The organism is Agrococcus lahaulensis DSM 17612, assembly GCF_000425105.1.
GTDB lineage: Bacteria > Actinomycetota > Actinomycetes > Actinomycetales > Microbacteriaceae > Agrococcus > Agrococcus lahaulensis.
Genome location: NZ_AULD01000006.1, coordinates 359,447 through 384,912, shown reverse-complemented (window position 1 = coordinate 384,912; position 25,466 = coordinate 359,447). Strand labels below are relative to the sequence as shown.

The 25,466-nt window shown below is 73.8% G+C and carries 25 protein-coding genes; 9 read left to right on the top strand and 16 right to left on the bottom strand.

The window, feature by feature from the left end; all coding sequences use genetic code 11:
• The first annotated feature begins 78 nt into the window (after positions 1-78).
• Positions 79-318: a heavy-metal-associated domain-containing protein gene (locus H508_RS0106610; RefSeq protein WP_026373477.1), complete on the top strand. Its 240-nt coding sequence runs from the start codon at positions 79-81 to the stop codon at positions 316-318.
• A gap of 82 nt (positions 319-400) precedes the next feature.
• Positions 401-2,356: a heavy metal translocating P-type ATPase gene (locus H508_RS15015; RefSeq protein ID WP_051222905.1), complete on the top strand. Its 1,956-nt coding sequence runs from the start codon at positions 401-403 to the stop codon at positions 2,354-2,356.
• 376 nt (positions 2,357-2,732) lie between these two features.
• On the opposite strand, the gene H508_RS0106600 is transcribed toward H508_RS15015, so the two are convergent.
• The 4 genes from H508_RS0106600 to H508_RS0106585 all read right to left on the bottom strand — a co-directional run bounded on the left by H508_RS0106600 (position 2,733) and on the right by H508_RS0106585 (position 6,566).
• On the bottom strand, positions 2,733-3,182 hold the full coding sequence (locus H508_RS0106600; RefSeq protein ID WP_026373476.1) for an Lrp/AsnC family transcriptional regulator: 450 nt from the start codon (positions 3,180-3,182) through the stop codon (positions 2,733-2,735).
• Positions 3,179-4,519: an aspartate aminotransferase family protein gene (locus H508_RS0106595; protein WP_026373475.1), complete on the bottom strand. Its 1,341-nt coding sequence runs from the start codon at positions 4,517-4,519 to the stop codon at positions 3,179-3,181. The genes H508_RS0106600 and H508_RS0106595 overlap by 4 nt, the downstream gene beginning before the upstream one ends.
• Before the next feature lie 104 nt (positions 4,520-4,623).
• Complete coding sequence (locus tag H508_RS0106590; RefSeq protein ID WP_021010109.1) at positions 4,624-5,040, bottom strand: universal stress protein; 417 nt, start codon at positions 5,038-5,040, stop codon at positions 4,624-4,626.
• On the bottom strand, positions 5,037-6,566 hold the full coding sequence (locus tag H508_RS0106585; protein WP_245569470.1) for an APC family permease: 1,530 nt from the start codon (positions 6,564-6,566) through the stop codon (positions 5,037-5,039). Before H508_RS0106585 ends, H508_RS0106590 begins: the two co-directional genes overlap by 4 nt.
• A gap of 159 nt (positions 6,567-6,725) precedes the next feature.
• Between H508_RS0106585 and H508_RS0106580 the strand changes: the two genes are divergently transcribed.
• Positions 6,726-7,964, top strand: a complete 1,239-nt coding sequence (locus tag H508_RS0106580; protein WP_026373473.1) for a saccharopine dehydrogenase family protein — start codon at positions 6,726-6,728, stop codon at positions 7,962-7,964.
• A gap of 3 nt (positions 7,965-7,967) precedes the next feature.
• Here the strand turns inward: H508_RS0106580 and thpR are convergent, their stop codons facing one another.
• From thpR to H508_RS0106560, 4 genes are read right to left on the bottom strand one after another with little or no spacing between them, the layout of a single operon-like run.
• Positions 7,968-8,519, bottom strand: a complete 552-nt coding sequence (gene thpR, locus H508_RS0106575; protein ID WP_026373472.1) for an RNA 2',3'-cyclic phosphodiesterase — start codon at positions 8,517-8,519, stop codon at positions 7,968-7,970.
• Between the two features lie 48 nt (positions 8,520-8,567).
• Entirely contained in the window at positions 8,568-9,146 is a 579-nt protein-coding gene (locus tag H508_RS0106570; protein WP_026373471.1) for a GNAT family N-acetyltransferase, read from the bottom strand.
• Positions 9,147-9,189: 43 nt separating this feature from the next.
• Positions 9,190-9,501 (bottom strand): hypothetical protein, encoded by a 312-nt coding sequence (locus H508_RS0106565; protein WP_021010114.1) that lies wholly within the window; start codon positions 9,499-9,501, stop codon positions 9,190-9,192.
• Positions 9,498-9,944 (bottom strand): Hsp20/alpha crystallin family protein, encoded by a 447-nt coding sequence (locus tag H508_RS0106560; protein ID WP_026373470.1) that lies wholly within the window; start codon positions 9,942-9,944, stop codon positions 9,498-9,500. The genes H508_RS0106565 and H508_RS0106560 overlap by 4 nt, the downstream gene beginning before the upstream one ends.
• Before the next feature lie 130 nt (positions 9,945-10,074).
• Here H508_RS0106560 and H508_RS0106555 point away from each other — a divergent pair, with 130 nt between their 5' ends.
• The 3 genes from H508_RS0106555 (at position 10,075) to H508_RS0106545 (ending at position 13,776) form a co-directional block, all read left to right on the top strand.
• Positions 10,075-10,521 (top strand): SRPBCC family protein, encoded by a 447-nt coding sequence (locus H508_RS0106555; RefSeq protein WP_026373469.1) that lies wholly within the window; start codon positions 10,075-10,077, stop codon positions 10,519-10,521.
• A gap of 441 nt (positions 10,522-10,962) precedes the next feature.
• Positions 10,963-13,008 carry a DEAD/DEAH box helicase gene (locus tag H508_RS15010; RefSeq protein WP_051223009.1) on the top strand — a complete coding sequence of 682 codons (2,046 nt, stop codon included), beginning with the start codon at positions 10,963-10,965 and terminating at the stop codon, positions 13,006-13,008.
• Between the two features lie 6 nt (positions 13,009-13,014).
• Positions 13,015-13,776 (top strand): class I SAM-dependent methyltransferase, encoded by a 762-nt coding sequence (locus tag H508_RS0106545; RefSeq protein ID WP_026373468.1) that lies wholly within the window; start codon positions 13,015-13,017, stop codon positions 13,774-13,776.
• 13 nt (positions 13,777-13,789) lie between these two features.
• Here H508_RS0106545 and H508_RS15005 read toward each other — a convergent pair whose 3' ends face one another.
• Genes H508_RS15005 through H508_RS14990 form a run of 4 tightly spaced genes read right to left on the bottom strand, consistent with a single transcriptional unit; the run spans position 13,790 to position 16,673 of the window.
• On the bottom strand, positions 13,790-14,452 hold the full coding sequence (locus H508_RS15005) for a DsbA family oxidoreductase (protein WP_035254196.1): 663 nt from the start codon (positions 14,450-14,452) through the stop codon (positions 13,790-13,792).
• A gap of 57 nt (positions 14,453-14,509) precedes the next feature.
• Positions 14,510-14,962, bottom strand: coding sequence for a hypothetical protein (locus tag H508_RS15000; RefSeq protein WP_021010119.1), 453 nt, complete (start codon positions 14,960-14,962; stop codon positions 14,510-14,512).
• On the bottom strand, positions 14,959-15,585 hold the full coding sequence (locus H508_RS14995; protein WP_051222901.1) for a CDP-alcohol phosphatidyltransferase family protein: 627 nt from the start codon (positions 15,583-15,585) through the stop codon (positions 14,959-14,961). The genes H508_RS15000 and H508_RS14995 overlap by 4 nt, the downstream gene beginning before the upstream one ends.
• Before the next feature lie 32 nt (positions 15,586-15,617).
• The gene (locus tag H508_RS14990; protein WP_035254194.1) at positions 15,618-16,673 is read right to left on the bottom strand and encodes an FUSC family protein; all 1,056 of its coding nucleotides are present in this window, start codon (positions 16,671-16,673) and stop codon (positions 15,618-15,620) included.
• 80 nt (positions 16,674-16,753) lie between these two features.
• Here H508_RS14990 and H508_RS0106520 point away from each other — a divergent pair, with 80 nt between their 5' ends.
• Positions 16,754-17,161, top strand: coding sequence for a VOC family protein (locus H508_RS0106520; RefSeq protein WP_051222897.1), 408 nt, complete (start codon positions 16,754-16,756; stop codon positions 17,159-17,161).
• A gap of 87 nt (positions 17,162-17,248) precedes the next feature.
• Positions 17,249-18,787, top strand: a complete 1,539-nt coding sequence (locus H508_RS14985; protein WP_021010123.1) for an MDR family MFS transporter — start codon at positions 17,249-17,251, stop codon at positions 18,785-18,787.
• Here H508_RS14985 and H508_RS0106510 read toward each other — a convergent pair.
• Entirely contained in the window at positions 18,756-19,244 is a 489-nt protein-coding gene (locus H508_RS0106510; protein ID WP_021010124.1) for a YflT domain-containing protein, read from the bottom strand. The genes H508_RS14985 and H508_RS0106510 overlap by 32 nt on opposite strands.
• Before the next feature lie 87 nt (positions 19,245-19,331).
• Between H508_RS0106510 and H508_RS0106505 the strand changes: the two genes are divergently transcribed.
• A complete protein-coding gene (locus tag H508_RS0106505) occupies positions 19,332-20,051 on the top strand; it encodes a hypothetical protein (RefSeq protein WP_026373465.1) in 720 nt (239 codons plus the stop codon).
• Between the two features lie 7 nt (positions 20,052-20,058).
• On the opposite strand, the gene H508_RS14980 is transcribed toward H508_RS0106505, so the two are convergent.
• Genes H508_RS14980 through H508_RS0106490 form a run of 3 tightly spaced genes read right to left on the bottom strand, consistent with a single transcriptional unit; the run spans position 20,059 to position 25,407 of the window.
• Complete coding sequence (locus tag H508_RS14980) at positions 20,059-21,219, bottom strand: LOG family protein (protein ID WP_051222895.1); 1,161 nt, start codon at positions 21,217-21,219, stop codon at positions 20,059-20,061.
• Between the two features lie 10 nt (positions 21,220-21,229).
• Positions 21,230-24,229, bottom strand: coding sequence for an AAA family ATPase (locus H508_RS14975; RefSeq protein WP_051222893.1), 3,000 nt, complete (start codon positions 24,227-24,229; stop codon positions 21,230-21,232).
• Positions 24,226-25,407 carry an exonuclease SbcCD subunit D gene (locus H508_RS0106490; RefSeq protein ID WP_026373464.1) on the bottom strand — a complete coding sequence of 394 codons (1,182 nt, stop codon included), beginning with the start codon at positions 25,405-25,407 and terminating at the stop codon, positions 24,226-24,228. The genes H508_RS14975 and H508_RS0106490 overlap by 4 nt, the downstream gene beginning before the upstream one ends.
• Positions 25,408-25,466: the final 59 nt, after the last annotated feature.

Here is a 25,466-nt window from a genome sequence, read left to right as displayed (position 1 = left end):
CGCGTCATGGTCGGCCCTTCGTGACGCTCGTAGCCTGCAGGTGAGCCTTCAGATAGAGGGCCGACCGAGAGGAAGAGGATGGCCATGACCACCACAGCCACCACCCGCACGAAGCTCCGCGCCGAGGGCTTCTCCTGCCCCTCGTGCGTCTCGAAGATCGAGAAGCGCGTCGGCCGGCTCGACGGCGTCGACGACGTCACGGTGCACTTCGCGTCGAGCCGCATCGAGATCGACCACGACGCCACGAAGGTGAGCGTCGACCGCCTGATCGACGAGGTAGCCAAGGCCGGGTACACCGCGAAGCAATCGGCGTTCTGATCTTCAGCCACTGACCATCACCGCCGCGCAGGCACCGCTGCGCGGCGGTTCGTCGACTCCAGAGCTCAAGGGGAGCATGACCATGCAGAAGCTTCGCGCGTCCATCCGAGGGCGATGGGCTGTGCCGGCAGCGGCCGGCGCGCTCATCGTGCTCTCGTTCGCACTCGACGGGCTCGCGGAGCTGACGCTCGCGGCGAACCTCGCCATGATCGCCGCGGCCGTCGTCGCAGGCTGGGGCATCGTGGTCAAGGCCGTGCGGGCGCTCGTGGTGAAGGACATCGGCATCGACCTGCTCGTCTCGGTCGCGGCGATCGGCGCGATCATCATCGGCAACTACTGGGAGGCGGCGGCCGTCACCTTCCTGTTCGCGATCGGCGGCGCGCTCGAGTCGGCGACGCTCAACCGCACTCGCTCGGCGCTCGCCGAGCTCGTCGCCGTCGCGCCCGATGTCGCGGTGGTGCTGCGCGGGGGCCGGCAGGTCGAGGTCTCGGCCGCCGACGTGACGCCCGGCGAGACCGTGCTCGTGAAGCACGGTGCGAAGGTGCCGGTCGACGGCGTCGTCATCGACGGTGCCGGCAGCATCGACGAGGCATCGATCACCGGCGAATCGATCCCGGTCGAGAAGACCGAGCGCGATCGGGTGTTCGCCGGCACGATCTCGCGCAGCGGCTTCCTGCAGGTGCGCGCGACCGGCATCGGCGCCGACACGACGCTCGCGCGCATCATCCACCGCGTCGAGGAGGCGCAGGACGCGAAGGCCAAGACGCAGAGCTTCATCGACCGCTTCGCCCGGTGGTACACGCCCGCCGTCATGGTGCTCGCGCTCGTCGCGGGCATCGCGAGCGGCGATGTCGTGCTCGCGCTCACGCTGCTCGTCATCGGCTGCCCGGGTGCGCTCGTCATCTCGATCCCCGTCGCGATCGTCGCCGGCATCGGCCGCGCGGCCAAGGACGGCATCCTCATCAAGGGCGGCGAGTTCCTCGAGGCGTCGGCGAGGATCGATGTCGTCGCCGTCGACAAGACCGGCACCCTCACCGAGGGCCGACCGCAGCTCACCGACGTCGTCGTGCTCGGCGAGGGCTTCGACCGGGCGAGCGTGCTGCACTGGGCCGCGCGCGCCGAGGCCGGCTCGGAGCACCCGCTCGCCCGCCCGATCCTCGAGGCCGCGGACTCCGAGGGCGTCGCGTACGCCCTCCCCGAGCGGGTCGAGCCGGTCGTCGGCAAGGGGATCGTCGCGGCGGCCGACTCGCGCCGCGTGCTCGTCGGCAACGCCGCGCTCCTCGAGCAGTTCGGCGTCGTCGACGACGGCTCCGCCGCGCGAGCCGCGGAGGAGCTGGCCCGGCTGGGTCGCACGCCGATGATCGTGGCGGTCGACGCGGAGGTCGCCGGAGTGGTCGCCGTCGCCGACACGGTGCGCACGGATGCCCGGGAGATGGTCGAGCAGCTGCACGCGACGGGCATCGAGCGCGTCGTGATGCTCACGGGCGACGTGCGGTTCGTCGCCGAGGCGATCGCGGACGCGACCGGGATCGACGACGTGCGGGCCGGACTGCTGCCGGAGGACAAGCTCGACGCGGTGCGCGAGCTGCAGCGCGCCGGGCACACCGTCGCGATGGTCGGCGACGGCGTCAACGACGCGCCGGCGCTCGCGACCGCCGACATCGGCGTCGCCATGGGGGCCGCGGGGTCGGCGGTCGCGGTCGAGACCGCCGACCTCGCACTCATGGGCGACAACCTGCTGCGGCTCCCGGAGGCGATCGCGCTCGCGAAGCGCACCGTCGCCGTCATGAGGCAGAACATCGTCATCGCGCTGCTCACCGTCGCCGCCCTGCTCGCGGGGGTCTTCTTCGGCGGGGTGACGATGGCCGTGGGGATGCTCGTGCACGAGGCGTCGGTGCTCGTCGTGATCGTGAACGCGATGCGGCTGCTGCGTCGCAGCCCGGGGGCGGCTGCGCCCCGGCGCGCGGCGGTGCGGCCCGCGCCGGCTGCCGCGAGTCCGTTCGCCGAGGCGCCGTCGCCCGAGCGGCCGACGCGGTAGGTCGTGCGGTCGGGGCGGAGCAGCGTCGAGGCATGAGCGAGCAGCGGCCGATCGTGCGCGTCTGGACCGGTGTCGTGCGCACGCAGGCCCGGGAGGCCTCCGCCGACTACGTCGATCGCACGGGCATCGACGCCTACCGCTCGACGCCCGGCAGCCTCGGCGCGTGGCTCCTCACGCGCGACCTCGGCGAGGGGCACACCGAGATCACGACGGTGTCGCGGTGGGATTCGATGGCGGCTGTCATCGCGTTCGCCGGAGACGACCCCGAGCGCGCGGTCTACTACCCCGAGGACGACCGCTACCTCGCCGGGCTTCGCCGCGCTGGATCGTCGACCTCGCTCAACAGGCAAGCGGACCGCGGAACGACGCACTCGCCTCAGCGCACGCCCCACGCGTACGTCTGCTGCTGCAGCTTCAAGTACATGAGCGTGTCGGTCTCGCGCACGCCGTCGATCTGGCGGATGCGGCCCGAGACGAGCTCGAGCAGGTGGGCGTCGCTCTCGCACACGACCTCGGCGAGCACGTCGTAGCTGCCCGCCGTGATGACGACGTAGTCGACCTCCGGCAGCGCCGCGAGCGCCTCCGCGACGGGCTCGAGCGCCCCGGACGCGCGGATGCCGATCATCGCCTGGCGCGCGAAGCCGAGCTGCGTCGGATCGGTGACGGCCACGATCTGCATGACCCCCGCATCCGTCAACCGCTTCACGCGGTTGCGCACCGCGGTCTCGCTCAGCCCGACGGCGTGCCCGATCGCCGCGTACGAGGCGCGGCCGTCGCGCTGCAGCTCGGCGATGATCGCCTTGTCGTGGCCGTCGGGGAGGCTCACAGGTGCGACCACGCCTCCGAGAGCACGCCCCTGAGGATCTGCCCCATCTCGTCGAAGTGCGACTGGTCGCAGATGAGCGGCGGAGAGAGCTGGATGACGGGGTCGCCGCGATCGTCGGCGCGGCAGTAGAGGCCGGCGTCGAACAGCGCGGTCGAGAGGAAGCCGCGCAGCAGCCGCTCCGCCTCGTCGTCGTCGAAGGTCTCGCGCGACTCCTTGTCCTTCACGAGCTCGAGCCCAAAGAAGTAGCCGTCGCCGCGCACGTCGCCGACGATCGGCAGATCGGTGAGGCCCTCGAGCGTCGCGCGGAACGCGCCCTCGTTCGCCCGCACGTGCTCGAGCACGCCCTCGCGCTCGAAGGCCTCGAGGTTGGCGAGGCCGACCGCGGTCGCGACCGGGTGGCCGCCGAACGTGTAGCCGTGCGCGAACATCGCGCCGGGCTCGGCGAAGGGCTCGAAGAGCCGGTCGCTCGCGATCATCGCGCCGAGCGGCGCGTAGCCAGACGTGAGGCCCTTCGCGCACGTGATGATGTCGGGCTGGTAGCCGTAGCGCTCCGCACCGAACATCGTGCCGAGCCGGCCGAACGCGCAGATCACCTCGTCCGAGACGAGCAGCACGTCGTACTCGTCGCAGATCTCGCGCACGCGCTGGAAGTACCCAGGCGGCGGCGGGAAGCAGCCGCCCGAGTTCTGCACCGGCTCGAGGAAGACGGCCGCGACCGTCTCGGGCCCCTCCTGCTCGATCGCGACCGCGATCTGGTCGGCGGCCCAGCGGCCGAACGCCTCGGGGTCGTCGCGGTGCACGGGCGCGCGGTAGAGGTTCGTGCTCGGCACCCGGAAGGTCGAGGGCACGAGCGGCTCGAACATCTGCTTGAGACCCGGGAGCCCCGTGATCGACAGCGCCCCGTGCGTCGTGCCGTGGTAGGCGATCGCGCGGCTGATGACCTTGTGCTTCTGCGGCTTGCCCGTGAGGCGGAAGTAGTTCTTCGCGAGCTTCCACGCGCTCTCGACCGCCTCGCCGCCGCCCGAGGTGAAGAAGATGCGGTTCAGATCGCCGGGGGTGAGCGAGGCCAGCTTGTCGGCGAGCTCGATCGCGCTCGGGTGCGCGTACGACCAGACGGGGAAGAAGGCGAGCGTCTCCGCCTGCTTCGCCGCGACCGCCGCGAGGTCGGCGCGCCCGTGCCCGAGCTGGTTGACGAACAGGCCGGCGAGTCCGTCGAGGTAGCGCTTGCCGCGGTCGTCCCAGATGTACGCGCCCTCGCCGCGCACGATGACGGGCGCCCGGTCGGCGTCCGCCATCCGGGTGAAGTGCATCCACAGGTGGTCGGCGGGCGTGCTCATGCGTGTCGGTCCTTCGTCGGTGTCGAGTCGGTGTCGGTCGGTTCGGTGTCGGTGTCGGTCGGTGTCGGCGGATGCGTCGGGTGGCGACGGGCGGATGGGCTCGGTCAGTCGAGCGCGGGCACGCACAGCACCGGGCGGGTGCTGAGGTGCAGCAGCTTGTGCGGCGTCGACCCGAGGATCGCACCGCGCATGGGGCTCTCGCCCCACGTGCCGACGACGATGAGCCGGGCGCCGTGCCGGTCGGCTGCATCGAGGAGGGCGGGGGCCGGGCGCTCCGAGACCAGCTCGACCACCGCATCCACTCCCGCCGCCTGCGCCTCGGCGAGCGCGTGGCCCGCGGCCTCGTCGCCCGCCTGGCGCAGCGCGGCCTCGTGGCTGCGCGCCTCCTCGCCGAGCGATCCCGGCGGCGCGGTGCCGTAGACGATCACGAGCCGCTCGCCGAAGCGACGCGCGATGTCGATCGCGACGGGGAGCGCGGCGCGCGCCCCGGGCGACTCGTCGTAGCCGAGCGCGATCGTCATGCGTCCGTCCCCTCCCTGCGGCCCGTGGTCGCGTCGATGCGGACGAGGGGTTGCTCAGCGGTGCTCGGCCGCTCGGCCCAGAAGCGGCGGTCGCGGAAGTACCAGACGATCATGAGCACGATGCCGGTGAGGAAGATGCCGACGCCGATCACGAGCGGCGGGCCGACGCCGAACCACGGCGTCTCGGTGTAGGAGTTCTCGGGGTTGCCGTAGTCGATGATCGCGGCGACGAGCAGCCACAGGAGCATGAGCGAGCCGAGCACGGGCCCGACGCCGATGAGCAGGAAGCTCTTGACGCTGCGCGTGAGCCGCTTGCGGAAGTAGACGGCGCACGCGATGCCGGTGAGCGCGTAGTAGAAGGCGATGAGCAGGCCGAGCGCGGTGAGCGTGTCCCACAGCGCGGTCTCGCTCAGCAGGCCGACGACGAGGTAATAGGCGATCGCGATGCCGGCGACCCACCACGTCGAGACGTCGGGGGTGCGGAAGCGCGGGTGGATGTGCCCGAAGGTCTTCGGCAGGGCGCCGCGGCGGGCCATGCTCAGGCCCGTGCGCGACGCGGGGATGATCGTCGTCTGCGTCGAGGCGATCGCCGAGGTCGCGACCGAGAGCATGACGACCCACGCCCACGGGCCCATGGTCTCGCTCGCGAGGATCTGGAAGATCGCGTCCTCCTCGTCGGCGTTCTCGGCGAGGAACGACTCGCCGGCGAGCGCGACGACCGCGATCGTCACCGAGAGGTACGTCGCGAGCAGCACGATCGTCGACCAGATCGCCGCCTTGCCGGGCGCTTGCGAGGAGTTCGTCGTCTCCTCGGTGAGGTTGACGGCCGATTCCCAGCCCCAGTAGGCGAAGACGCCGAGCAGCAGGCCGGCCGTCACGCCCTCCCAGCCGCCGCCGAAGGGGTTGAGCCACTCCCACGAGGGGGTGAGCGAGTCGAAGGGCGAGTCGCCCGAGAAGACGAGCACGAGGGCGAACACCGCGAAGGCGAGCAGCGAGAGCACCTGGAAGACGATGAGCACGTTCTGCAGCCGTGCCGAGATCTCGGTGCCCCAGACGCAGATCGCGGTCATCACGAGGATGAGCACGACCGTCAGCACGCGGATGAGCACCGGGTCGTAGGCGGCGTCCTCGAGGCCGAAGGTCAGCAGCGAGTAGCGCACGCCCACCTCGGCGAGCGAGCCGACGATGAGCACGCCCGTCATCGCGATCGCCCAGCCGCCGATCCAGCCGAGCCACGGCCCCATCGCGCGCGTGACCCACGAGAAGGTCGTGCCGCAGTCCTGGTCGACGGTGTTCAAGTAGTAGAAGGCGGATGCGATGAGCAGCATCGGGATGAAGCTCGCGAGCATGATGCCCGGGGCGTGCACGCCGCTGAAGGCCACGAGCCCGCCGATGATCGCCGCGATCGTGTACGCCGGCGAGGTCGACGCGAGCCCGATGACCATGGCGTCGAGGAAGCCGATGGCGTTGGGCTTCAGGCTCGTCTGCTGGGCGGGCGGCCGCGCCGCGATGGTGTCTTCGCTCACTGGGGCTCCTCGTCGCGCCTCGGCGGATACCGTGCCCTTCACCCGTCTTGGGTGACGCATCCGCACCTTCTGCTCGCAGACGATACTGATTCCGTCGCGCTTGCGCTACAGTCTGGCCCAGCCGGGATCCGCGGGCGATGCCGGCGGAGAGGTGAGTCCATGCGGATCCTGCTGATCGGAGCCGGAGGGGTCGGCGGCGCGTTCGCCGCGATCGCGGCTCGGCGCGACTTCTTCGAGGCGATCGTGATCGCCGACTACGACGCCGCGCGCGCGGAGCGCGCCGCCGCGGTCGACGCGCGCTTCACGGCCGCGCGCGTGGACGCATCCGACCCCGCGTCGGTCGCCGCGCTCTGCCGGGAGCACCGCATCACCCACGTGATGAACGCGGTCGACCCGCGCTTCGTCATGCCGATCTTCGACGGCGCGCTCGCGGCCGGCGCCGACTACCTCGACATGGCGATGAGCCTGTCGCAGCGCCACCCCGAGGACCCCTACCGCAAGGTCGGGCTCAAGCTCGGCGACGAGCAGTTCGCGAAGTCGGGGGAGTGGGAGGCGGCCGGGCGGCTCGCGCTCGTCGGGATCGGCGTCGAGCCGGGGCTCTCGAACGTGCTCGCGCGCTACGCCGCCGACGAGCTCTTCGACCACATCGACGAGCTCGGCACGCGCGACGGCGCGAACCTCGCGGTGCACGACGAGCACGGGAACGAGATCTTCGCGCCCTCGTTCTCGATCTGGACGACGATCGAGGAGTGCCTCAACCCGCCGGTGATCTGGGAGCGCTCGCGGCAGGACGTCGACGGCGGCTGGTTCACGACCGAGCCGTTCAGCGAGCCGGAGGTGTTCGACTTCCCCGAGGGCATCGGGCCGGTCGAGTGCGTCAACGTCGAGCACGAGGAGGTGCTCATGATGCCGCGCTGGCTCGAGGCCGATCGGGTCACCTTCAAGTACGGGCTCGGCGAGGAGTTCATCGGCGTGCTGCGCACGCTCAACACGCTCGGGCTCGACCGCACCGACAAGGTGAGGGTCGGCGGCGTCGAGGTCGCCCCGCGCGACGTCGTCGCGGCGGTGCTGCCCGACCCCGCGACGATCGGGCCGATCATGACGGGCAAGACGTGCGCGGGCGTGTGGGTGCGCGGCACCGGCAAGGACGGGCAGCCGCGCTCGACGTACCTCTACCACGTGGTCGACAACGAGTGGTCGATGGCCGAGTACGGCCACCAGTGCGTCGTGTGGCAGACGGCGATCAACCCGGTGATCGCGCTCGAGCTGCTCGCGCGCGGCGACTGGTCGGGCGCCGGCGTGCTCGGCCCCGAGACCATGCCGCCCAAGCCGTTCCTCGACCTGCTCGGCGAGTACGGCTCGCCGTGGGGGCAGATGGAGGTCGCGGCGAAGGAGTGACGCTCAGCCGCCGAGCGGCAGCCGCGCGACGGTCTCGTGCAGCGGCCGCCGGCCGTGGCCGAGCAGCTGCGAGTCGATCAGCTCGACCTCGTCGACGGTCCAGGGGCGGGAGCGGTAGGTGTCGAGCACGCGCAGCCAGCGCAGGGCGCTGCGGTCGCGCGGCGGCCGCGCGAGCGTGAGGTGGGGCGTGAAGCGCTTGCCGTCGGGCGGCGCGCCAGCGGCGTTCGCGCCGTCGCGCACCCGGCGGGCGAGCCGCTCGAGCTCGTCGCCGCCCTCGCCGACGCCGAGCCACAGCACGGCCGGCCGGTCGGGGTGCGGGAACGCGCCGGCGCCCGCGAGCGAGCACGCGAACGGCTCGACGCCCGCGGCGGCGCTCGCGAGCCGCTCCTCGAGCGGCTCCAGGATGCGCTCCGGGACGTCGGCGAGGAAGGCGAGCGTCAGGTGCATCCGGTCGGGCTGCGTCCAGCGCAGCCCCTCGCGCACGTCGAGGAAGTCGGCGAGGTCCTCCCGCACGTCCTCGGGCGGCACGACCGCCGCGAACATCCGCCGACCCATCCGCCCACGGTAGAGCGCGAGGCCGAGCGCGCGGTGTGCGCAGCGCGCTCAGCGCGGCGCGAGCTGCTTGCGCATCACGACGCGCGGGAAGCCGCCCGAGACCGCGTCCGTCGGCGCCGCGAGCTCGAAGCGCGCGCGCTCGAAGAGCGCTCGCGTGCCCACGTAGGCCATCGTGAGGTCGACGCGCTCGCCGCCGTTGTCGACGGGGTACCCCTCGACGGCCGGCGCCCCGTGCGCGGCGGCGAAGTCGACCGCGCCCGCGAGCATCGCGTGCGAGATGCCGCGGCCGCGCCGGCCCGGCCGCACGCGGATGCACCAGATCGACCACACCGGCTGGTCGTCGACGTGCGGGATCTTCCGCGAGCGCTCGAACGGCAGCTGCGCGCGCGGCGCGACCGCGGCCCACCCGACGACCTCGTCGCCGTCGTAGCCGAGCACGCCCGGCGCGACCGGCTCGCGCGTGAGCCGCTCGACGAAGGCGCCGCGCTCGACGCCGCGCAGCGCCGCGTTCGTCTTCGCGTCGATGCGGTGGCTGAGGCACCAGCAGACGGATGCGTCGGGCCGCTTCGGACCGATGACGGCGGCGAGGTCGTCGAAGCGGTCGTGCGTCGCCGGGTGCACGACGATCCCGCTCGTGGCCGTGTCGCCCGTGCTCGCGCGCGCCCTGCCGTCAGCGCTCCGGCGGGGCGAGCTCGTCGAGGCTCGAGAGCCGCTCTGCCGCGCGCTCGGCCCGCTCGGCCTCCGTGAGCTCCCACCACGCGGTGCCGCGCTCGCCGAGGCCCTCCTTCGCGAGCTGCACGCGGTCGCGCACGCGCCGCCGGCTCGCGTCGTCCGGCGCGCTGCGCACGGCCGAGCGCGCGCGGCCCAGGTGCGAGCGCAGCCGCCGCGCGACGTCGGGGTCGAGCGACGGGTCCTCCGCGCGCCACCGCCGGCCGTCGACGACGATCCAGCGGCCGTCGTCCGTGCGCTCCGGTGCTGTCACCGGCGCCCGCGCCGCGCGCTCGACCGATGCTCGATCGGGATGTGCCGCGCCTTCGTCGGCACCGGATCGAGCCCGACGCGCACGGTGAGCACGCCGTCCTCGTAGACGGCGGTGATGTCGTCGTCCTTCGCGCCCTGCGGCAGTCGCACGGCACGGGCGAGCGCGCCGTAGCGGAACTCCGAGCGCTGCTTCTCGCGCTTGTCGGGGTGCCGCTCGGCGTGGATCGTGAGCGTGCCGTGCTCGACGGTCACGTCGATGTCGCGCTCCGGGTCGAGGCCGGGGAGCTCGGCGTGCACGATGAACTCGTCGTCGTGCACGAGCTCCTCGACGCGGATGCCGGGGAGCGGCCCTCGGCCATCCCACCCGCCCAGCAGGGCGAACGCATCCACCCACTCCGTGAACGGCGGGAAGACCGGGTACTTGCGGGCGGCGTCCGTGCTCATGGCTGCTCCCTCCGTCGCGTCGGTCGCGTGCCTCGTGTCTACTCCGCTTCCGCTGCGGTCTCAATGGGGGCGGATGCGTCGGGTCGCGCACCGGTGGCGGCGCGAGGCGCGCGCGTGGTTCGATCGAGCCATGAGCGAGAGCGAATCCCGAGTGGTGCGCGCGAGCCGCGTGATCGCCGCCCCCGCGGACGTCATCTTCGAGCAGATCGCCGACCCCTCGCGCCAGCCGGCGTGGGACGGCAACGACAACCTCGGCTCGGCGCCCGAGGGGCAGCGCGTGCGTGCCACCGGCGAGGTGTTCTCGATGACGCTCGGCAGCGGCGCGGTGCGCGAGAACCACGTCGTGGAGTTCGAGGAGGGCCGCCGCATCGCGTGGAAGCCCGCCGAGGAGGGCAAGCCGCCGATCGGGCACCTCTGGCGGTGGGAGCTCGAGCCGGCGGACGGCGGCACGCTCGTCACCCAGACCTACGACTGGACGCAGCTGCGCGACGAGTCGCGCCTCGACCGCGCGCGGCGCACGCAGGAGCCGCAGCTGCTCGCCTCGATCGACCGGCTGAAGGCGCTGCTCGAGGGCTGAGCCCCCACCGCGGCATCCTGGCGCGCCACCCGCACGCTCCTGCCACCCATCCGGAGGCCCAGGCGGCGCGAGCGCGCGCCCGTCGCGAGACGGATCGGGGCGCCCGTCGCACGCGCCGGCGGGGCGACCGAGCGGATCCGGGGCTCGACCTAGTAGCATTGGCGTGGCGACAGCGCCGGTCACCGCCGGAGCCGCGAAGCGGCCCCGCCCGTGCACCGCAGCCGCAGCCGCCGGCTCGATGAGTCACGCACCGATCTGTCGGTGCTCGTCGAAGCCCGTCAATCCGGGGCCCGCACCGCCGGCCCCGCCTCGAATGGAGGACACGTGGCAGACGCCGCAACCATCGATGCGACCGACACGGACGCATCCCAAGACCTCGACGCGATCGTCGTCGACGAGGCGGCCGCCGAGCGGCCCGCCACCCGGGAGCGCGACGCGCTCATCCCGCAGCTCGCCCGCGCCGTGCGCCAGGTCGAGGCGGCCGTCAAGCGCGGCGCCGCCTCCCGCTCGACGCGCGTGAAGCTGCAGGTCGTCGCGATGCTCGCGCGCGAGGAGCGCGCCCGAGTGCGCGCCGACAAGACGCTCACCGACGCCCAGCGCGCCGAGGACCTCAAGCGACTCGACGGCATCGCCGTCATCCTCGCGAAGGCCGCGAGCCGCGAGCCCACGCTGCTGCCGCTGCTCGGCGACGGCGCGCCGATCACCGACGCCGTGCGCGAGCGCAAGCGCGAGATGCTGCAGGCCGCCGGCATCGAGGAGGCGCCCGAGCCGCAGTCGGCTCCCGAGCCCGAGGTGACCGAGCCGCAGGCGCCGCAGGTCGTGCCGCCGTCGGTGCGCCGGGTCGCGCTCGCGAACCCCTTCCTCGAGCCCGACCTCACGCACGTGCGCCGCAAGCCCGAGCGCGACCGCCTCGCGGGCTTCGACCTGCTCTCGCCGCTCTACCTCTCGTTCGAGGTCGCGGCCGACGGCCGTCCCGCGTGCATGCCGCTGCCCGAGCCGAAGCGGCACATCGCGCCGGGCGGCAAGGAGCTCATGCACCACCAGGCCGAGCTCGTGCAGGCCGCCCGCGACGGGCACCGCACGTTCCTGCTCGCCGACGAGCCGGGTCTCGGCAAGACCGCGCAAGCGCTGCTCGCCGCGCAGGCGGCCGATGCGTTCCCGCTGCTCGTGGTCGCGCCGAGCGTCGTGAAGATCAACTGGGCGCGCGAGACCGAGCGCTGGCTGCCCGGGCGCCGCGCCGCGGTGCTGCAGGGCGACGGCGACACGCTCGACGCCTTCGCCGACGTCGTGGTCGTGAACTACGAGGTGCTCGACCGCCACATCGGCTGGCTCGAGCGGTTCGGGTTCCGCGGCATGGTCGTCGACGAGGCGCACTTCATCAAGAACACGCGCTCGAAGCGCTCGCGGCACGTGCTGCAGATCTCGGCGGCGATGCGCGAGCGCATCGGCAACCCGCTGCTCATGGCCCTCACCGGCACGCCGCTCATCAACGACATCGAGGACTTCGGGGCGATCTGGCGCTTCCTCGGCTGGATCGACCACAAGGAGCCGAACGCCGAGCTCACCGACCACCTCGAGGAGATCGGCCTCACGCCGATGGACCGGGCGTTCTACCCGGCAGCCAGGCGCGCCGTGATCGACATGGGCATCGTCCGGCGCCGCAAGATCGACGTCGCCTCCGACATCCCGGCCCGCCGCATCGCCGACATCCCGGTTGAGCTCGACGAGGCATCCGTGCGGTCGATCCGCGCCGCCGAGCGCGAGCTCGTCGAGCGCATGCTGCGCCGCTACGACGCCGCGATCGAGCAGCGCTCCGCCGACGCGCGCGACGACAGCCGCGTCGACGACGAGCTCGTGCGCCGCATCGCGCGCAGCGAGGTCGAGGCGCAGGAGGGCGGCACGGGTGAGAACGTCTTCGCGCTCGCGCGCCGCATCGGCCGCGCGAAGGCCGAGCTCGCCGCCGACTACGCCGCGCAGCTCGCGCACTCGGTCGGCAAGGTCGTCTTCTTCGCCAAGCACATCGACGTCCTCGACGCCGCCGAGCAGACGCTCGCGAAGGCCGGCATCAAGACGGTCTCGATCCGCGGCGACCAGTCGCCGACGCAGCGCCAGGCCGCGATCGACGCGTTCACGAACGACGAGTCGGTGCGGGTCATCGTCTGCTCGCTCATGGCCGCGGGCGTCGGCGTCAACCTGCAGGCGGCGGCCGACATGGTGCTCGCCGAGCTCTCGTGGACCGACGCCGAGCAGACCCAGGCGATCGACCGCATCCACCGCATCGGCCAGTCGATGCCCGTCACCGTGTGGCGCATCCTCGCCGCGCAGACGATCGACACGCGCATCGCCGAGCTGCTCGACACGAAGGCGGGCATGGTCGGTCGCGCGATCGACGGCGCCGTCGGCGACGAGCCCACGAGCACCGACCTGCGGCTCGAGGCGGTCGCGGGCATGCTGCACGACGCGGTGGCCGCGCGCATCGCGCGCTGACCGGGGGTGGTCGACGCGATCTTCGGCGAGCCGCGCCTCGCGGCCGTCTACGACGCGCTCGACCCCGACCGCTCGGATCTCGAGGTCCACGTGCGGATCGTCGTCGACGAGCTCGGCGCCCGGTCGGTGCTCGACATCGGCTGCGGCACCGGCACGTTCGCGCTCATGCTCGCCGCGCGCGGGCTCTCGGTCACGGGCGTCGACCCCGCGAGCGCGTCGATCGGGGTCGCGCGGGCGAAGCCGGGCGCGGATGCGGTGCGCTGGCTCGAGGGGACGCTCGACGCCGCCGAGGCGGATGCGTCGATCGGCTCGGGCTTCGACGTCGCGACCATGACGGCGAACGTCGCGCAGGTCTTCGTCGAGGAGCACGACTGGGCCACGACGCTCGGCGCCGCGCGGCGGCTGCTGCGGCCGGGCGGGACGCTCGTGCTCGAGTCGCGGCGACCCGAGCGCCGCGCGTGGCTCGAGTGGACGCCGGAGGCGTCGCGGCAGGTCGTCGACGTCGCGCACGAAGGGCCGGTCGAGGACTGGGTCGAGCTCATCGCGGTCGACGAGGAGGCGCCCGGCGGCGCGCTCGTCACGTTCCGGTCGCCGACCGTGTTCCACCGCGACGGCGCGCGCATCGACTCGGAGTCGACGCTCCGGTTCCGCTCGCGGGAGCAGATCGAGGCGTCGCTCGAGCGCGCGGGCTTCGCGCTGGTCGACGTGCGCGATGCGCCCGACCGCCCCGGCCGCGAGTGGGTCTTCCTCGCTCGCCGCGCCGACTGACGCCGTCGGCGGCTCAGCGGGCGGGGGAGTCCTCGAGGCTCAGCTCTCGCGCGCGCTCGAGCGCCTGCACGAAGACCTCCGGCGGCTGCGCGCCCGAGAGCGCGAGGCGCATGTCGAAGACGAAGAACGGCACGCCGTTCACGCCGATCTCGCGCGCCTGCTGGATGTCGGCGCGCACGGCGGGCAAGTGGCGCTCGTCGGCGAGCGACGCCCGGATCTCGTCCGCGTCGAGCCCCGCGGCAGTGCCGATCTCGACGAGCGCCTCGACGTCGCCGATGTCGACGCCGCGCTCGAAGTGGGCCGACAGGAGCCCGTCCTTCACCGCATCCGCCGTCTTCGCGTCCGTCGACTTCGCGAGGTGCAGCAGCTGGTGGGCGCGCAGGCTGTTCGCGACGACGAGCGCGTCGAAGTCGTACCGCAGGCCCTCGCCCGCGGCCTGCTCGGCGACGTGGCCGATCATCTGCCGCACCTGCTCGACCGGCATGCCCTTCACGCGCGAGAGGTACTCGACCTCGCCGCCGTCGTAGCGCTCGGGGAGCGTGGGGTCGAGCTGGTACGAGTGCCACGTGACCTCGACCTCGTCGCCGTGCTCCCAGGCGCCCAGCGCCCGCTCGAACCGCCGCTTGCCGATGAAGCACCACGGGCACGCCACGTCTGACCAGATGTCTACCTGCATGCTGGGGTCAACGCGCGCCCCGCGCCGCTATTCCGCGCGACTGCTCCCCGCGGCGCGCTACGCCGGCAGCTCGTCGATGAGTGCGTCGGCCTCCGGGTCGTCCCAGTCGTCGAGGTCGAAGTCGTCCTCGTCGTCGTCGTCCTCGGCGGCGGCGGTCGTCGCGACGGGGTCGTCCTCCACGGCGGCGTCGTCGCCGAGCCACGCGTCGGCGGCGGCCTCGAGGTCGTCGTCCTCGTCGTCGTCGAGGTCGTCGTCGTCGCGCTCGTCGTCCTCGGCGAGCTCATCGCGCAGCCACTGCGCGAGCTCGCCGTCGGCCTCGGCGTCGACCATCTCCTCGACGCTCTCCTCGTCGAGGGGCAGGATCGCCGCCACCCGGTCGCCGTCGCGCGCGACGATCGTGTCGGGCTCGCCGTCCTCGCCGGGCACCCGCTCGACCGACTCGTGCCAGCCCGCGAGGATGTCCTCGACGTGCGCCGCGAGCCGCTCGCGGTCCTCGTGCCACTCGTTCATCGCGCCTCCTCCGCCTGCCGACTCGTAGGCCTCCCAGTGTGCACCCGGCGCAGGCGACGCGCCTGCAGGAAGTAGTCGATCCCCGCGATCACGTGCAGGCCGACGCCGACGAGCATGAGCGTCATGCCGAGCGCGGTCGCCTCCGGCAGCACGGTGTGGCCGAGCAGCACGACGACGATCGCCGTCAGCAGTACCGCCGTGCGCACCTTGCCGAGCCACGAGACGTGGATGCTGCCGTCGCGGGCCGCCTTGCCCGCCGAGATCACCGAGAGCACGTCGACGGCGAAGATGACGGCGAGGATCCACCAGTCGACCGCCCCGCCGATCGCGAGCGCGAGCGTGACGCCGACGATGCCGATGCGGTCGGCGATCGGGTCCATGACCTCGCCGAGCCGCGAGGTCTGGTCGAGCGCGCGCGCGAGCACGCCGTCGATCCAGTCGGTCGCCGCCCACACCGCGAGCAGCACGACCGGGGTCCACGAGCCCGGAGCGCCGCCGATGATGAGCCAGCAGACGGGCACGAGGAGCAGCAGCCGGGCGATGGTGAAGGCGTTCGGCACCGTGAGCACGCGCGTGAAGTAGGGGTCGGCCGGATCGCGGTCGCGAGCCGAGATGAGGCGCATGCCCTCTTGGATAGCACAGGGCGAGCGACGGGTCAGGCCCGGTGGCCGTCCCACCGGCGGGTCGCGAAGCCGACCGCGATGCCCACGAGCGCTCCCACGATCGACTCGACGAGCCGGTCGACGAGCAGCCGGTCGACCGGCACGGGGCTCGAGAGGTGCACCGCGAGCAGCGCGAGCGGCGTGACGAAGACCATCGCGACGCCGTAGTTGCGGCCCACGAGCAGCTCGGTGCCGAACGCGACGGCCGCGATGAGCAGCACGACCACGACGTCGCTCGGCCGCAGCGCGAGCAGGGCGGCGGCGAGCACCACGCCGAGGCTCGTGCCCAGGATGCGGTGGGTGCCGCGCGCGAGGCCGGCCGCGAACGTGCCGGTCGAGACGGGCACGACCGCCGAGACCATCGCCCAGTAGGGGTGGCCGATGCCGAGCGCCGTCGCGATCGAGCCCGCGAGCGCGACGCTGAGCGCGTAGCGCGCGACGCGCCGCAGCTGCACCCGGCGGCCGGGGGAGAGGCGGTAGCTGCGCGCGACGGGCAGCGACTCGAGCGCCGGCAGCCGCCGCGCCCGCCGCCACGCGGTGCCGATCGAGCCGATGAGCACGGAGAAGGCGGCGGATGCGGTGGCCACGACGGTCGCGATCCCCGCGTCGGCGAGCGAGATGCCAGGCAGCGATGCGGAGCCGCTGAAGGCGAAGAGCGCGAAGAGCGGACCCGGCGGGTGCCAGTCCTCGGCGTCGGAGACGATCGAGACGAGGCCCGCGAAGACAGCGCCGAGCGCGATCATCGGCCACGCCGGCGCGGGCAGCGTCGCGACGAGCGAGCCGAGCCCCACCGCCGCGACCATGACGACCGCGGCCGTCGACTGCATGACGAGCCGGGGCAGCTGCACGCGATTGCGGCCGTAGAGCGAGGTGAAGGCGCCGAAGGCGGCCCACGCGCCCCACTCCGCGTGGCCGATCGCGACGAGCACGAGGAGCGGCACGGCGGTGCTGGCGCTCGCCCGGATCGCGACGCGGTGCGCGCCGTCGTGGGGCCCGAAGGCGAGGAACGCGCGCCGGAACTCGGCGCTCGCGCGAGTCGAGCGGGTCATCCCCTTGACCGTACTCCCGGCCCGGATTACCGTGAGCGCCGTTCGCGCGCCGCACGCGCGCGCCGATGAGCGGAGCGGTCATGGCAGTGCAGATGGTCTTCCCGAACTACGCCGTCGCCGACGTCGGCGTCGCGACCGCCTTCTACGAGGCGCTCGGCTTCACGCGCAACCCGGCTTTCAGCGACGAGACGACGAGCTGCATGGCCGTGAACGAGCAGGTCTCGATCATGCTGCTCGAGCACGAGCGGTTCGATGAGTTCCTCGTCGGCGAGCAGCGGCGCGCCGAGCGCGGTTCGCTCGAGAACCTGCTCGCGCTGCTGCTCGGCAGCCGCGAGGAGGTCGACGCCTTCGGTGCCGCGGGCACGGCGGCGGGCGGTAGGCTCTCCAAGCCCATCGAGGAGAGCGAGTGGGGCATGTACGGCGGTCAGCTCACCGACCCCGACGGCCACATCATCGACTTCTTCCACATGGAGGCGCCCGCGGCCTGATCCGCCGCGGCAGCCGCCCACCCTTCTGATCGCAGCGACGCGGATCCGCCGATCGGCGGGTCCGCGCGGTGCCGCCCGAGAGAGCACATGCCGACCGACACCCAGTCCACCCCCGCCCGGGCCGACGCATCCACTCGACTGCCTGCCGGCGGCGCGATCGTCATCGCGACGCTGCTCGTCTCGGCCTTCGTCGTCATCCTCAACGAGACCGCGATGAACGTCGCCATCTCGACGCTCGTCGCCGACCCCGTGCTCGGCATCGACGAGCGCGCCGCGCAGTGGCTCACGACCGCCTTCCTGCTCACGATGGCGATCGTCATCCCGACGACCGGCTGGCTCATGGCGCGCTTCAGCACGCGCTCGCTCTACCTCGTCGCGATGGGCGCGTTCGTCGCCGGCACGCTCCTCGCGGGCGTCGCGCCGTCGTTCCCGCTGCTGCTGCTCGGCCGCGTCGTGCAGGCATCCGGCACCGCCGTGGTGTTCCCGCTGCTCATGACGACGGTCATGCGCCTCGTGCCGCCCGCGCGCCGAGGCGCCTTCATGGGCACGATCTCCCTCGTCATGTCGGTCGCACCCGCGCTCGGCCCGACCGTCTCGGGCGCGATCCTGCAGTTCGCGTCGTGGCGCTGGATCTTCCTCGGCGTCGCGCCGCTCGCGATCGCGATGCTCCTCACGGGCGCCCGCACGCTCCGCGGGGGCGACGTGCAGCAGCCACCGCGGCTCGACGTCGTCTCGATCCCGCTCGCGGGGCTCGGGTTCGGCGGCCTCGTCTACGGGCTCTCGCTCATCGGCGCGGAGGGGCTGCCCGCGTGGCAGCTGCCCACGGCGCTCGCGATCGGCGTGCTCGGCCTCGTCGCGTTCGTGCTGCGGCAGGTGCGGCTCCAGCGCACCGACGACGCGCTGCTCGACCTGCGCACGTTCCGGCACCCGCTGTTCACGGCCGCCGTGACCGTCATGATGATCGCGATGGCGGCGATGTTCGGCACGCTCATCCTGCTGCCGCTCATCCTGCAGGACTCGCTCGGCCTCGAGCCGCTGCAGGTCGGGCTCATCACGCTCCCGGGTGCGCTCCTCACGGGTCTGCTCGGACCGGTCGTCGGTCGGCTCTACGACCGGTGGGGACCGCGCCCGCTCGTGATCCCCGGCGCGCTCGTCGTGCTCGCGGCGCTCGTGCTCTACACGCAGCTCGCCACGACGACGCCGTGGTGGATGGTGCTCCTCATGCAGATGGTGCTGAGCCTCGGCTTCGCGCTCACCTTCCCGCCGCTGTTCACGGTGTCGCTCGGCGCGCTCCCGAAGCACCTGTACGGCCACGGCTCGGCGGTGCTGAGCACGGTGCAGCAAGTGGCCGGCGCCGCGGGCACGGCTGCGTTCGTCACCATCATGGCGACGCGGCAGGGGCAGCTCGTCGACACGGGCGTTCCCTCGGGCGACGCGCTGCTCGAGGGCGCGCGCCTCGCGTTCATGGGCGCGGCGGCGCTGTGGGTGCTCGGCGTCATCGCGACGCTCCGGCTGCGGAAGCCCGCCGACGACGTGCCCGACGAGCCGGAGCACCGCGACGCGGCCGCGGCGCCCGCGGCGGCTGCGGACGGGGCTACGCCTGCGCCCGCGGCGCCTGCCCCATGAGGCGCACGGCCTCGGCCGCGTGCTCGTTCGTGACCTGCACGCCGTAGCGCGCGGCCTGCAGGGCGCGGATCGAGGAGAAGTCGCGCTTCCCGCCCGTCATCGCGTGCTGGACGACGCCGGCGATCATGCCGAACGCGGCGCCCATGAGCACGGCCCAGATGACCCATGCCCACGAGTTCACGATGATGAGCCCGAAGAGCAGACCGACGAAGAGGCCGAACCACGCGCCGCCGAGCGCGCCGGAGAGGGCGGCCCGGCCGTAGGTCATGCGGCCGAGCACCTGCTCGACCGTCGTGAGCCCCGTGCCGATGATGCGCACGTGCTCGACGGGGAACCTCGCGTCGCTCAGCCGGTCGACGAGCGCTTGCGCCTCCTCGTACGTGTCGAACTCGGCGATCGTCGTCGACGGCGGCGTCGGCTCCGTGCGGTTCGGCATCGGGTTCTGGATGTTCGACATGGTGCCTCCTCCGGCCCGGGGACGGGCCTCGCGCGCATCATCGCATCCGATCCCGAGCGATCGCAGAGCGGCAGGTAGGTTCTCCTCGTGGATGACATCCTCCGCTTCGCGGGCAGCTACTGGTGGCTGATCTTCATCGTCGGCCCGATCGTCGGCGGCTGGATCGGGGCCGCGGCGAAGTACAGCGAGCGGCGCCGACGCGACCGCATCGAGCTCGAACGCATCCGCCGCGCCCCGGTCCAGGCTGTGCCGCCCGCGCCGGAGCGGGGCAAGGGGAAGGGCAAGGGCGCGACCGACGACCGGCTGGAGCGGGAGGACCGCGACCGGCAGATCCAGCGGATCATCGCCGACCACGCCGAGGCCGATCGGCGCTGGCTCGACTTCGAGCTCGACGTCGCGAAGCTCATCGACTACCCGCTCATGACCGACATGCGCGAGCCGCTCACGCAGACCTTCCACCGCGCCAAGCGCGTCGCGGACGGGCTGAAGCCGAGCGAGCCGGAGGAGCTGCGCCCGCCGGGCGCGCTCGAGCGCTACCGCGAAGCGGTGCGCGACTTCGAGGTCGCCTTCGAGGCGGCGCTGCGCGAGGCGAAGCGGCGCGCGCAGTCGGGCTTCACCGACGCCGAGCGCGGCCGCCTGCAGTCGGCGCAGCGGCTCATGGCGCTCGCTGAGAACGAGGCGTCGACGGCCGCGGAGCGCCAGTCGGCCTATCGGCAGGCGCGGCGCGAGCTCGACGGGCTCATCGCGCTGCCGGAGGCGACGACGCACGACATCGAGCGCAGGATCGCGGGGGAGCTGCTGCCGTAGCCGGCCGTCAGCGCCGATCCTCCGGCGCCGGCGCGTGCAGGGCTGACCCGCCCGGGGCGGGCTCGAACCCCGAGATCGCCGCCACCGCATCCGCCACGGAGTCGACGAGGGCGATGCCCGCCTCACCCGACTTGCCGCGCATGACCGCCTGCAGGAGCGGCCACGCGGGCATCGTCTCGGTCCAGTAGCGCTCGCCGAGCAGCACGAGCGGCGCCCACGCGCCGTCCTCGGCGTAGGAGTTCTCGCACGCGTCCTGGAAGATCTCCTGGACCGTGCCGCCCGCGCCGGGCAGCACGACGATGCCGGCGCTCGCGACGCGCAGCAGGATCGACTCGCGCACCGAGTTCTGGAAGTACTTCGCGATCGCGGTGGCGAACGAGTTGGGCGGCTCGTGCCCGTAGTGCCACGTCGGGACGCCGAGCGAGACGCCGTCGCCGATGCGGGCTGCGACCCGCCGAGCCGAGGCGATCCACTCGGGGATCGCGCCGTGGAAGGCGGGCGCCGCGGCGAGCTCGTCGATCGCCGCGTCGAGCTGGTCGGGCGAGAGCGCGACCGCCCGAGCGCCGAGGTTCGCCGCCTCCATCGCGCCAGGTCCGCCGCCCGTCGCGACGACCCGGCCTGCGCGAGCGAGCCCGTGGCCGAGGTGCGCGGCCTGCCGGTACGCATCCGAGTCGCGCGTGAGCGCGTGGCCGCCCATGACGCCGACGATCTGCTTGCCCCGCACCCAGTCGGCGAGCGCGTCGTCGATCGAGTGGTCGTGCAGGGCGGCGGCGAGCGTGTCGGCGACGTCGTGCTGCCGGGTGCGCGACCACGCGTAGACGCGCGCGTCGAAGGTCGCCGGGTAGCCCTCGTCGAAGCCCTGCACGAGGTCGTCGGGGGTGTAGAGCGTCGAGCGGTAGGCGTTGAAGGGCGTGTCGGGCACGTCGTCGAAGACGATCGCGCCCTGGGCGACGAGCCGCTCCCTCGCGCCCGGCGGCAGGTCGCAGCCGAGCAGCAGCGCACCGCCGCCGTCGAGCCGCTCGAGCGCGCCGGCGCGATCCGTGAGGTCGACGTCCTGCAGGCGCCAGTCCTCCATGCTCGACGCGCGGCGCGCGAAGAAGTCGAACGCGGCGAGCGACGAGATGTCGATGCGCCGCCCGTGCTGCGGGCGCTCGTCGAAGTCGGGCACGCCCGGGAGCCTACCCAGCGCGGAGCGCGGTCTCCTGGGCGCGACCGGGGGAGTCGCTCGCCGCCACCTCGATGCGGCTGCCCCCGCCCGGCACGGGCACGACGCGGATGCGCCACGGGATGCGCTCCTGCATCTGCTGCACGTGGCTGATGACGCCGACGCTGCGGCCGCCGGCCCGCAGCGCGTCGAGGGTCGCGAGCGCAGCCTCGAGCGAGTCCTGGTCGAGCGACCCGAAGCCCTCGTCGACGAAGAGGGTCTCGAGCGAGATGCCGCCGGCCTCGGCCTGCACGACGTCGGCGAGCCCGAGCGCGAGCGCGAGCGACGCGAGGAACGTCTCGCCGCCCGAGAGCGACTTCGTCGTGCGCGCCCGACCTGTGTGCGCGTCGAGCACCTGGATGCCGAGCCCGCTCGCCTTGCCGCGATAGGCGGTGCCCTCGTCGTGCAGGAGCGCGAAGCGCCCGTCGGTCATCGCGCCGAGCCGCAGGTTCGCCGCCTCGATGATCGTGCCGAGCCGGGCGGCGAGCACGTAGGTCTCGAGGTCCTGCCGCAGCTCGTTGCGGCCGTCGAGCGCGTCGGCGAGGGCGCGGACGGTCGCGGCGTGCTCGGCGCCGTCGGCGAGCGAGCGGATGGCCTGCCTCGCGTCGTCGAGGTCGGCGGCGGCGTGGTCGAGCCTGGTCTGGGCAGTCGCCTCGGCGCGAGCCGCGAGGGCGGATGCCGCCTCGGCCTCGACGAGCGCGGCCTCGAGCGGCGCGACATCGGGCGCGGTCTCGGGCAGGCCCTGCAGCTCGGGCTGCGCGAGCACGCCGCGCGCGCTCGCGAGCTCGTCGTCGTGGGCTCGGATGCGCTCGCGGAGCGCGAGCCGCTCGGCGGGCTCGAGCCGCATGGCCGCGAGGGCTTCGCGGTCCGCGATGCCGAGGCGCTCGAGCGCCGCGCGTCCGTCGGCCGCGGCCTCCTCCTGCTCGGCCGCGGCGCGCGCCCGCTCGGCGTCGGCCTCGAGCCACTGCTCGAGCGCATCGCGGCGCGTCGAGGCCGCGTGCAGCATCGACCGCGCGTCGGGGTGCTCGCCGAGCGCCTCGCGCACCCGCGCTCGCGCGTCGGCGAGCCGGGTCGCGGCCGAGGCGGCGGCGGAGCGGCGCTCGCCGACGACGCGCTCGAGCTCGGCGATGCGGCCGTCGAGCTCGCGCGAGCGCTCGTCGTGCTGCTCGAGCTCGCGGCCGAGCCGCTCACGCTCGGCGGCGGCGTCGATGCATGCGCGCTGCGCGGCCCGAGCGGCGTCGAGCGCGGCGGCGAGCGCGTCGCGATCCGCGGCGCCGGCGATCGCCTCGAGCGATGCGCGCTCCCGCTCGAGCGCGGCGAGGGTCTCGTTCGCGGCGGTCGCGGCGGCGAGCGCGGCCTCGCTCGCGGCGATCGCGTCGGCGACGTCGTCGGCCGTGACGATGTCGCCGCCCGGCGCGTGCGGACTCGGGTGCTCGAGCGCGCCGCACACCGGGCACGGCTCGCCGGCCACGAGCGCGCTCGCGAGCTCGCCCGCCATGCCCGCGACGCGCGCGGCCTGGAGGCGCTGGAGCGCGTCGGCTGCGGCGTGCTGGGCGGCCGCGGTGCGGCCGGCCTCGGCGGAGGCCTCGCGCTCGTGCTCGACGAGGCGGTCGGCGCGCTCGCGCGCCTCGAGCCGTGCCTCGGCCGCCTCGAGCGCGGCGCGAGCGGGCTCGGTGCCCGCGGCGCGCGTCGCGGCGTCCTCCCTCGCTCGCACGAGCGCGTCGCGCGCCTCCGGGTGCTCCGCTCGCTCGCGCCTCGCCGCATCCACCGCCTCCTCGGCGGCGCGCGCGTCGCGCTCGGCCTCGTCGGCGGCGTGCTCGAGCTGCGGGAGCTCGCGCTCGAAGCGCGTCGTCTCGCTCGCGCGGGCGACGTCGTCGAGCGCGGCCTCGCGCTCGCGCTCGACGGCCGCGCGCTCGGGCTCGAGGCTCTCGGGCAGCACGGCGGTCGCGGCCTCGAGCGCCGTCGCGGCGCGCTGCGCGCGGCGGTCGGCACGCGTCCAGCGGTCGACCTCGGCCGCGGCCTCCGCGACGCGGTCGGCGTCGGCGAGCCGCTCGCGATCCGCCGCGATCGCGTCGCTCGCCGCCTCGAGCGCGGCGACCGCTGCGACTGCGCCGTCGCGGCGCGCGATCCGCTCGGCGAGCGCACGCGCCGCGTCGCGCGCCTCGCGCGCCTCGCGCTCGGCCGCCGTCGCGGCGACCGCGGCGGCTGACGCGGCCTCGAGCCGCTCGGTCAGGATGCCCTCGAGCGCCGCGAGCGACCGCTCGTCGGCGGCGCCGTCGTCGGCGGGCGCCTCCTCGTCGTCGTCGCCGGGGCCGATGAGCGAGCGCACGCGCGCGACCCGGTCGTCGCGCCGCTGCTCGAGCTCTGCCCGCTGGGCGCCGAGGGCCTTCCCGTCGGCGAGCGCGAGCTCGCGCAGCCGCCGCATGCTGCCGGTGCCGAAGAGCCGCTCGAGCAGGGCCTTCCGCTCGTCGCTCGACGCGCCGAGGAACTCGGCGAAGCCGCCCTGGGCGAGGAGCGTGACCTGCAGGAACTCGTCCTTCGTGAGCCCGACGAGGCGCGCGACCTCGTGCCCGACCTCCTTCGCGGTCGTCGCGACCGCCTCCCAGCCCGACGGCGTGCGCTCGAGCAGCGTCGCCTGCGCCTTCTCGCGCGTCGTGCCGCTGCCGCGCTGCTTCGGGCGCTCGTACTCGGGCGAGCGGCGCACGCGCAGCACCCGGTCGCCGAGCTGCACGTCGAGCTCGACCCACGTCGCCTCGTCGGGGCCCGCGAGGTCGCTCCGCAGGTGCGCCCGCTCGTCGTAGCGGGGAGCGGAGCCGTAGAGCGCGAAGCACACGGCGTCGAGGATCGTCGACTTGCCGGCGCCCGTCGGCCCGGCGATGAGGTAGACGCCGTCGGCCTCGAAGGCGGCGAAGTCGATCTCGAAGCGCCCGCGGTAGGGGCCGAATCCCGCGAGCTCGAGCCGCAGGAGCCTCACGCGGCCGACTCCTCGGCCGCCGCGCGCGCGAGCAGCTCGCGCACGAGCGCCGCCTCCGCGTCGGTGGCCGACGCGCCCGCGCGGACGTGGGCGAGGAAGTCGTCGACGACCTCGGCCTCGCTCCGCCGCGCGAGCCGCTCACGCAGCTGCCGCTGGGGCGCGCTCGCGCCGCCGATCCACGAGACCTCGGCCGCGTGCGGCCAGCGCTCCTGCAGCCGGCGCATCGCGTCGAGCGGCCGCACCCGGTCGGTGAGCCGCACGCGCAGCCAGTCGTGCTCCGTGCCGTCGAGCGACGCGTCCGCGAGCAGCGCCGCGAGCTCGCCCTCGACGGTCGTGAGCGCGCGAAGCACCGGCAGCCCGATCCACTCGACGGCGGCGAGTCCCTCGGCGTCGAGCTCGACGAGCCAGCCGCCGCGCTCGGGCGAGCGCTCGCGGAACGAGTAGTGGAGCGGCGCGCCCGAGTAGCGCACGGAGGGCGAGAGCTCCTGCCGCGAGTGCAGGTGACCGAGCGCGACGTAGTCGACGCCGTCGAAGACGGACGCGGGCACGACGTCGAGGCCGCCGGCCGTGATGTCGCGCGGCGCGTCGTCGAGCCGCACTGCCTCGTCGACTCGCACCGCGTCGTCGGCGACGCCGGCCGCGAAGCAGTGCGCGAGCACGACCGAGCGCGCCGGGACGTCGACGAGCGACGCGCGCACCGCATCCATCGCCCATCGCATCGCGTCGGCCTGCGTCGCGATGCCCGCCTCCGGCAGCGCGGCCCGGAGCGCGACCGGCTCGAGGTAGGGCACGGCGAAGACGGCCACAGGCCCGTGCTCGTCGGCGAGCTCGATGCGCCACGACGCGGGGTCGAGCGCCGCGGTGCTGAGGTGCAGCCCACCCGCTCGCGCGAACGCGGCGTTCGCGCCGAGCCGCGCGGGGGAGTCGTGGTTGCCGCTCGAGAGCACGATCTCGGCACCCGACTCCCGGATCGCGGCGAGCGACCGCGAGAGGGCCTCGACATGCCGGCCGGCGGGCATCGCCGAGTCGAAGACGTCGCCCGCGACGAGCACGACGTCGACCCCGCGCTCCCGCACGATCCTCGCGAGCGCGCCGAGCGCATCCTCGAGCGCCTCGAGCGTGTCGGCGCCGTGGAACGTGCGGCCGACGTGCCAGTCGGAGGTGTGCAGGAGGCGCATCCTCCCACGGTAGATCGAGCGACCCACGGGCGGCGGAGGCCCGCCGCGCCGGTAGGGTT